Annotated in this window: 7 protein-coding genes; 1 reads left to right on the top strand and 6 read right to left on the bottom strand. The window is 62.7% G+C overall.

The annotated features are described in order from the left end of the window. Positions 1 to 611: VC1465 family Xer recombination activation factor (locus ACH2CW_RS03430; protein ID WP_395055446.1), on the top strand; the 611-nt coding region annotated here is incomplete at its 5' end. A gap of 1,112 nt (positions 612 to 1,723) precedes the next feature. Here ACH2CW_RS03430 and ACH2CW_RS03425 read toward each other — a convergent pair. From ACH2CW_RS03425 to mltG, 6 genes are all read right to left on the bottom strand, one after another. Further along, positions 1,724 to 2,395 carry an ankyrin repeat domain-containing protein gene (locus ACH2CW_RS03425; RefSeq protein ID WP_395055445.1) on the bottom strand — a complete coding sequence of 224 codons (672 nt, stop codon included), beginning with the start codon at positions 2,393 to 2,395 and terminating at the stop codon, positions 1,724 to 1,726. Then, positions 2,392 to 3,189 (bottom strand): TatD family hydrolase, encoded by a 798-nt coding sequence (locus tag ACH2CW_RS03420; RefSeq protein WP_395055444.1) that lies wholly within the window; start codon positions 3,187 to 3,189, stop codon positions 2,392 to 2,394. The genes ACH2CW_RS03425 and ACH2CW_RS03420 overlap by 4 nt, the downstream gene beginning before the upstream one ends. Before the next feature lie 107 nt (positions 3,190 to 3,296). Then, positions 3,297 to 3,674 carry a PilZ domain-containing protein gene (locus ACH2CW_RS03415; RefSeq protein ID WP_395055443.1) on the bottom strand — a complete coding sequence of 126 codons (378 nt, stop codon included), beginning with the start codon at positions 3,672 to 3,674 and terminating at the stop codon, positions 3,297 to 3,299. A gap of 53 nt (positions 3,675 to 3,727) precedes the next feature. Beyond that, the gene (locus tag ACH2CW_RS03410) at positions 3,728 to 4,792 is read right to left on the bottom strand and encodes a DNA polymerase III subunit delta' (protein ID WP_395055442.1); all 1,065 of its coding nucleotides are present in this window, start codon (positions 4,790 to 4,792) and stop codon (positions 3,728 to 3,730) included. After that, positions 4,789 to 5,466 (bottom strand): dTMP kinase, encoded by a 678-nt coding sequence (tmk, locus tag ACH2CW_RS03405; protein WP_395055441.1) that lies wholly within the window; start codon positions 5,464 to 5,466, stop codon positions 4,789 to 4,791. The genes ACH2CW_RS03410 and tmk overlap by 4 nt, the downstream gene beginning before the upstream one ends. After that, positions 5,466 to 6,473, bottom strand: a complete 1,008-nt coding sequence (mltG, locus tag ACH2CW_RS03400; RefSeq protein WP_395055440.1) for an endolytic transglycosylase MltG — start codon at positions 6,471 to 6,473, stop codon at positions 5,466 to 5,468. Before mltG ends, tmk begins: the two co-directional genes overlap by 1 nt. Positions 6,474 to 6,501: the final 28 nt, after the last annotated feature.

The raw sequence follows: 6,501 nt of genomic DNA, 5'->3' as shown, positions 1-6,501 counted from the left end.
TCCGTGCGGCGCTGTTCGATCTGGGCCTGACTCACCCCGAAGCCGCGAAGCTCCTGCACGTGTCACTTCGCACTTTACAGAATTGGCTGAGCGGCCGGCATGAGGTGCCCTACGCCTCGTTCAAGCTGCTCAAGCTGATGCGCTACATGGAGCTACCGGGTGAATCGTGGCGCGGCTGGAGCTTTTCCCGTGGGATGTTGGTCACGCCTGAGGGTCGAACCATCTCGGGCAATGATGGCTCCTGGTGGACGTTGCTGGTCCGTCAGGCCCGGTGCTTCAGCTCCATGTACCGCAAATCCGGCCAGCTCGAGCGGGCCTTAATTGAGCTGACAGCCCTGTCTGGCCAGACCGTTCAGGCCTCCGTTCCGTCCATTTCCGAGGCGGGCCGGGCGGGTGCGCCGGTGCTTGGGGGCGACCGCAGGGCGCACCGGGCACCGGTGGGCCTGACCGACCAGACCGGCCTTGGCCGGGCGGCGGCGCAGCCGCCCGCCTTAATTTATCTTAAGAACACTACTCGACATAAACAGTCAGATCACGGCCTGTCTACATCCGGTGCTACTGAAACCATAGCGCCTAATTTCACATCATGGAAAGTAACAAATTATGGCTAAGCTAACTCGGGGTCAAAAGCGCGTTGCTTCCGCTCCTGGCGGTTTTGATGGATTGACCGCTCCACGGGCTGGCGGGTTGCTGGCGGGCTTGGTGGCAAGGGTCGTAGCCAAGCCTGCTCCTATCCGCCTGCTGGCCCCTAAACGTGTCCGGGACGCTATGCGTGTCGTTGAAGAGTATGTGGACACGCTGCCGGGGTCGGTGGACGGCAAGGGGGGTAAGTCATGAGGCCAGCGGACACTTTCACTGCTGCCCTGCCCGGCTGGTTTTCTCCCGCCGTGCATCGTGCCGTGGCTCTTTGCATGCGTCCGTCCAAGGTGCCATTGCGCCTTCGTAAGGTGCCGTTGTGGTTCCTGTGCCGGTACGCTGAGTACGTCGCTTGGAGGGTGCTCTGATGCCTCGTTACACACCTGAGCAGCTCAAAGTTGAGTACCTTAAGAAACTCGAGCGCGAGACTGAGACGTTGCCCCAGTTCTTGGCGCGTATGACGGTCGTCTATGAAGGGCGCCAGGAGCGGCTAGCGACTGCCGATGCTAGGCGCGCAGCCAGCTCCAAGGCATCGGTTGCCAAGCGTAAGGCTTTGGACCCTGAAGCCTTTAACCGTGCGCGCAGGGAGGCCGTCGCTCGATACGCTGCTGCTCATCCAGATCGGGTGCGTGAGAAGGTCAGGGTCAAAGAGCTAAAGCGCTTGGCCAAGAAGGCTGCTTTGCCTCCGGTGGTCAAGGCGGTGGCCGTGTCCAAAGTGAAGCACAAACCCGCCATCAAGGCCCAGGTCGACGCGTTGGCCCTTGCCGCTGCGGTTCCTAACTCGGTCTTTTCTCTCGCGTCCGTGGCGTCTGCGGGGGGCGTAGCGAAGCGTAGGGAGGGGGGCGCAGCTCCCCTGTCGGCTGACGACTATAAGGCCACTACGTGGCGCGCTCCTTGGGCTGCTCCGTACGCTCTTTCGAAGCGGGGCCGGTCACCCTGATAGACCTCCCCTTTTTTTACCTCATTCATGAAGAAACTGCATTAATATAAAGGTCGTAAATGTCTTATACATCGTAGAACTCAACAAGCGTGTTTATGGAAGGTCACCAGGCCACGCACAGCGACCTGTTTAAGCCCAATGACACAGCTACCACTTGCCTGTCGCCTGCTTAGTTCGTATGGCAGCCGTCAGCAGCTCCACAGACTCGGTGCGGCTGGCACGCCGGGCAAAGTCGATGGCGGTCAGGCCTTGCTGGTTTTTGAGCAAGGGATCGGCGCCGGCCTCTACCAGCAGCTTGACGGCCTGCGGCGTGCCGTACATCGCGGCCATCATCAGCGGCGTCGACCCGTTCGGCGATTCGGCATCAATGTAGGCATGGTTGTCCAGCAACAGGCTCAGGATGGCCAGGCTGCCGCTGGTGGCCGCGTAATGTAGCGGCGCCCAGCCAGTTTTGTTGACGTCGGCATCGCGCTTGACCAGGCTGGTGGCTGCACCGATGTTGTCCTTGAGCGCCGCAATCATCAACACGCTTTCGCCTTGGGCGTTGAGCTGGTTGACATTGGTTTTCGGCCATTCAGCCAAAACCTGTGCCACCTTGGGCGACGGCTCCTGCAGTGCCAGGTACAGGCCGCTCTGACCCTTGGGGTCGATGGTGTTGGGGTCAAAACCGCGTCCCAGCAATTGCCGGACTTGGGCGGCGTCGTCACGTTTGATGGCCGTGAAGAAGTCTTCGTAAGACCCGGCAAAAGCAGAAACATATCCAACAAAAACAATTAGATATACGACATTCTTAATGTAATTTGAGAAGAAATTTTTCATGATAAAACTCCTGAAAACAAGCGTTCAAAGTTACGACTCGTGGTTTCGGCAATGGTTTCCACCGGCAACTGCTTGAGCTCGGCCACCTGTTTGGCCACATAAGGGACATAAGACGGGTTGTTGGTTTTTCCGCGGTACGGCATGGGCGCCAGGTAGGGGCTGTCGGTTTCAATCAAAGTCCGGTCCAGCGGAACAAAACGGGCGACTTCGCGCAAATCGGCGGCGTTTTTGAAGGTCAGGATGCCGGAAAACGAGATGTAAAAACCGAGGTCCAGCGCCGCCCGCGCAACCTCGACGGTCTCTGTGAAGCAGTGAAACACCCCGCCGGCCCGCCCCGCTCCGTCGGTGGCTTCACCCTCTTCTTTCAGGATGGCCAGCGTGTCGTTTGATGCGCTGCGGGTGTGGATCACCAGCGGTTTGCCGGTCTGGCGGGCGGCGCGGATGTGGGTCCGGTAACGCTCGCGCTGCCATTGCATGTCGGCCAGCGTGCGCTCGCCGAGCCGGTAGTAGTCGAGCCCGGTTTCGCCAATGGCCACCACTTTGGGCAGCGCCGCGCGCCGCACCAAATCATCCAGGCTGGGCTCGGTCACGCCTTCGTTGTCCGGATGCACACCCACGCTGCACCAGAAATTGTCATAGGTGGTGGCCAGCGCATGAACCGTCTCAAACTCTTCGAGCGTGGTGCAGATGCACAAGGCGCGGTCGACCAGGGCCGCGGCCATGGCTTCGCGGATCTGTGGCATCTGGGCCTGGAGCTCGGGAAAGCTCAAATGGCAATGGGAATCGGTGAACATCAGGACAGCGTGGATTTATGCATCAAATTGGCCTCCAGCCCATGTCGGACGGGCGTGGAAAGCTATCAAAAAAGTAGCGGATCGGTGGCGCAGGGCCACCAGAAAAACTAAATGGTCTGGGTCGGGCGGTCAGACGCCAGATGTGCGCCGAGGATTTCCTCAATCTTGATCTTGAGCAGGCGCGATTTTTCGTCGTTCGGGAAGCGTACGCCCACGCCCTGGGTGCGGTTGCCGGAGGCGCGCGCCGGCGTGACCCAGGCCACCTTGCCTGCCACCGGGTAGCGCTGGATGTCGTCCGGCAGGGTCAGCAGCACATACACGTCGTCGCCGAGCTTGTAGTCGCGCGCCGAGGGGATAAACACACCGCCCTCGGTGAACAGCGGGATATAGGCAGCGTACAGCGCCGCCTTTTCGCGGATGGCCAACTGGATGACGCTGGGCCGCGCGCTGGCGCCGGGGGTACTGGCGGGGGGCAATGAGCTCATAGGTCCACTTAGTTTATAGGCTGGAGCGCCCTGCTGTCAGCAAGAAATCGCGCTTATTTGGCAGCCAGCGCCTGGCGTGCCCGGCTGGCCAGAGTTTCCAACATCAGGCCGGGGTTGTAGGGGTGTTCGACGGTACGCGCGGTGCTCGCCAGCTCCCTGGACCAGGCACCGAGTGCCATGAAGCCGGGCCCACCCGATTTGCCACCCGGCAGGTCTGCGACCCTGAAAAAACGGGGCTGGGCACCGGCCTTCACCGCCAGCACGTCATGACACAACTTTTGCAATGCATCGACTGCCTGCGTCGGCCCCATGTCGGACAGTGCGCTGACGTCGCCACGCGCCATCGCTTTGGGCAGTGCCTGCCAGTGCTGGGCACTGGCACTGCTGGGTCCGGCGCGCAGCCGTTCTAGCGCGTCCGCAGGACGGCCACCAGCGGCGGCCAGCAACGTCTGCAGGTCGGCGGTGGATGGCCGGGCCGCCCCCTTGCCTTCGCCGGGCGCCTGTTCAGACAACCAGGCCAGCGCCTCGTCATGGGACGGCCAGTGCATGGTGTGGCCCTGGCAGCGGCTGCGTAGGGTGGGCAGCAACTGGTGCGCCGCTTCGGTCGCCAGGATGAACTGCACCGCGCCGGGCGGCTCCTCCAGGGTTTTGAGCAGGGTGTTGGCGGTGATGGCATTCATGCGTTCGGCCGGGTAGACCAGCACCACCTTGGTCGTGCCGCGTGATCGCGTGAACTGGGTGAAACTGACTGCTTCACGCGCCGCATCGACCTTGATTTCCTTGCTGGGCTTGCGTTTTTTGGCGTCCAGATCGTCCTGGGTTTTTTCGTCCAGCGGCCAGCCCAGCGCGAGCGACAGGGTTTCCGGCATCAGCAAACACAGGTCGGCATGGGTGTGAACGGCGACCGCATGACAACTGCCGCAGACACCGCAGGCGCCATCTGGCGTGGCCTGCTCGCACAGCCAGGCGCGCGCCAGCGCAAGTGCCAGGTCGAACTGGCCCAGCCCGGACGGTCCGCTGAGCAGCCAGGCATGGCCGCGCTGGGCCAGCAGCGTGCGCAACTGGGTTTGCAGCCAGGGCGCCAGCGGTGGATTAGCGTTCGCGGCCTGGCCACTCATGGCAACCAGCCTTTGTCGGCAAAAACCTGATAGACCGCGCGCCAGACAGCGTCGCGCGCCGGGGCCGCGTTGATGCGTGCAAAACGGATCGGATCCTGCGCCATGCGGTCGGCATACCCTTGAGCCACGCGGCGGAAAAATTCGACCGGCTGGGCCTCGAACTTGTCCGGCACACGTGCGCCGGCCAGGCGCTGCGCGGCTTCCTCAGGCGCCAGATCAAACCAGACCGTCAGGTCGGGCTGGACAATCGCCGGTGCTGCGCCCTTGCGGCCCAGCTCATGCACAAAATCGCGCCCCAGCCCTTGCGCCGCCTGCGCCCACAGCTCCAGTTTTGATAGCACTTCAAGATCGAAACCGCGCCCGCCGCCCTGGTAGGCAAAGGTGGCGTCGGTGAACCGGTCGCACAACACCACGTCGCCGCGCGCCAGTGCTGGCGCGATCACGGTCGTCAGGTGGTCGCGCCGCGCCGCAAAAATCAGCAGGGCTTCGGTCAGCGGGTCCATCGCGTCGTTGAGGATCAGCGCGCGCAGCTTCTCGGCTAGCGGCGTGCCGCCCGGCTCGCGGCTCAGGGTGACGGCCCTGCCCTGTGCCTTGAAGGCATCGGCCAGCGCAGCAATGTGGGTGGACTTGCCCGCACCGTCTATGCCTTCGAAGCTGATGAAAAGGCCTGACATCACTTGTTTCGTTGAAACTTGTTGACGGCGCGGTTGTGGTCATCGAGCGTTTCGCTGAACTGACTGCTGCCGTCACCCTTGGCCACAAAATACAGCGCCTTGGTCGGAGCCGGCTTGACGGCGGCCATCAGTGACGCCTTGCCCGGCATGGCAATCGGCGTGGGCGGCAGGCCGCCGCGGGTGTAGGTGTTGTAAGGCGTGTCGGTCTGCAGGTCGCGCCGGCGCAGGTTGCCGTCAAACTGTTCGCCCAGACCGTAAATGACAGTCGGGTCGGTCTGCAGCAGCATGCCGATGCGCAGGCGGTTTGTGAACACGCCGCCGATTTCAGGCCGGTCTGTCGGTTTGCCGGTTTCCTTCTCGATGATGCTGGCCAGGATCAGCGCCTGGTCCGGCGTCTTGAGCGGCGAGTCGGCCTCGCGCAGCGACCAGGCGGCTTCCAGGCGCCGGTCCATCGCGCGCGCAGCGCGTTTGAGCACGGCCAGGTCGCTGGAGCCTTTGGCATAGGTGTAGGTGTCGGGGAAAAAGCGCCCTTCCGGGTGCACGCCGGGTTTGCCGAGCTGCGCCATGATGGCTTCGGCGCTCAGTGTCGCGCTGTCGGGTTTGAGCGCTTCGGCTTTTTGCAGCGCCGCACGCACCTGGCGGAAATTCCAGCCCTCGACGATCACCACACTTTTGAGGCTTTCCTCGCCGCGCACCAGCATGCTCAGCAGCGAGCGCGGTGTGGTTCCGGGGGTGACTTCATAACTGCCGGCCTTGATCTGGCGCGCCTGGCCAGACAGCCGGAACCAGGCGTAGAGCAGGGTCGGCTCCACTGCCACGCCGCTGGCGGCGACGGTATGGGCCACGCGCTGCGCCGGCGTGCCGGGCTCGATTTCCAGGTCCACCACGGTGTTGCCGGCTTGCGGTTGCAGCTTCAGGGGTTCGTACAGCCACCAGCCCGCCGCGCCAAAAACCAACAAGCCGGTGAGAAACATCAACACCAGCAAACTCATTAAAAAACGACGCACAACCCTGTTGCCTTCCTGAAAACGATGG

This window comes from Polaromonas sp., assembly GCF_043778355.1.
Classification (GTDB): domain Bacteria; phylum Pseudomonadota; class Gammaproteobacteria; order Burkholderiales; family Burkholderiaceae_C; genus Polaromonas.
Note: the sequence above shows the minus strand (reverse complement) of the source record. Positions and strands in the feature narration are given on the sequence as shown.

Coding starts and splice junctions, on each gene's coding strand:
- tmk (WP_395055441.1), bottom strand. CDS start 5,466: ATGTCAGGCCTTTTCATCAGCTTCGAAGGCATAGACGGTGCGGGCAAG.
- ACH2CW_RS03410 (WP_395055442.1), bottom strand. CDS start 4,792: ATGAGTGGCCAGGCCGCGAACGCTAATCCACCGCTGGCGCCCTGGCTG.
- ACH2CW_RS03420 (WP_395055444.1), bottom strand. CDS start 3,189: ATGTTCACCGATTCCCATTGCCATTTGAGCTTTCCCGAGCTCCAGGCC.
- ACH2CW_RS03425 (WP_395055445.1), bottom strand. CDS start 2,395: ATGAAAAATTTCTTCTCAAATTACATTAAGAATGTCGTATATCTAATT.
- ACH2CW_RS03415 (WP_395055443.1), bottom strand. CDS start 3,674: ATGAGCTCATTGCCCCCCGCCAGTACCCCCGGCGCCAGCGCGCGGCCC.